This is a genomic window from Streptomyces sp. MBT65 (genome assembly GCF_016612545.1).
GTDB lineage: Bacteria > Actinomycetota > Actinomycetes > Streptomycetales > Streptomycetaceae > Streptomyces.
In genome coordinates this window covers 1-1,051 of the sequence record NZ_JAENRY010000650.1, presented here as the reverse complement: position 1 = coordinate 1,051, position 1,051 = coordinate 1, and the positions used below count along the sequence as shown (strand labels likewise).

Below are 1,051 nucleotides of genomic sequence, written 5' to 3'. Positions count from 1 at the left end.
CGTCAACGGCTTGCCGATGTGATGCTTCTGGCTTCGCCTGACGGTCCGTTATTTCGGCAGCGGCCGATTCGCGTTTATAATTTTGGGGATGCCTAGCTCGCAGTAAGCGTTCGCCGTCAGCTGTCTGAATTTCTCGGCGGAATGCTGGACTTGAGCGGCATGGATGTGGCTGTCTTGGCTATACGGCGCCACCAGCCCTCCCCCGCGCCGTCGGCCGGGGCAGTGGGCCAACTCCCTCCCTGTGCACCGCCCGACAAGGGCCGACTGCACCTCCATGCACCGACCCCCAGGAGCCGCCGCCCGATGAGCTACGACGCCCGCGAATGGGTGTGGGACCACAGCCACAGCAAGGGCACCGCCCGCATGGTCCTCGCCCTGATCGCCGACCGGTGCCGCGACCGACACTGCGTCGCCTACGCGTCCGTGCCCACCCTCATGAAACGCGCCAACGCCTCCCGCACCGCCGTGCGCGACGCACTCGCCAAGCTGATCGCCGACGGCGAACTGGTACAGCTCCCAGACCGCAAGGGACCCAGGGGCGAGACGTACTACCGCCTCCCAATCGCCGCCCGGTTCCTCGCCGATGAGGCTCGGGAGGGGGACCGGAATCCGGCACCCCAACAGGGTCGGAATCCGGCCCTCGGGGGGTCAGAATCCGACCCTGCCGAGCCCTTCGAGGGGGGATCGGAATCCGGCCCCGGGGAACAGAGTCCGGCCCCCAGGGGGTACGGATTCCGACCCGAGGGGGGTGCGGATTCCGACCCCCAGAACAGAAGAGAACCGAAGGTGAACGGTAGTAAGAGCAGCAGCAGCTCTGCCCCGCTCATCTCCGCCACCGAGTGGCAGATCGACGACAGCGCCCACGCCTGGCTCCAGCACGACGGGCATCTCAACCGCCTGGGCGAGCACGGCCTGCGTACCGCCGACGCGAAGTGGCGCACCTACCGGAGCTTGTGGGATCCCCGCAATGCCGCCGCGTGGGCCGCCGACTGGCGTGCGTGGATCGCCCGGGAACGCACCCCCGCCCCCGGCCGCCCGACCCTCTACGCCC

At 68.7% G+C, this 1,051-nt stretch carries 1 protein-coding gene; it reads left to right on the top strand.

Going from position 1 to position 1,051, the window contains the following annotated elements:
• Positions 1-303: 303 nt before the first annotated feature.
• Positions 304-1,051: helix-turn-helix domain-containing protein (locus JHN63_RS51325; protein ID WP_200691979.1), on the top strand; the 748-nt coding region annotated here is incomplete at its 3' end.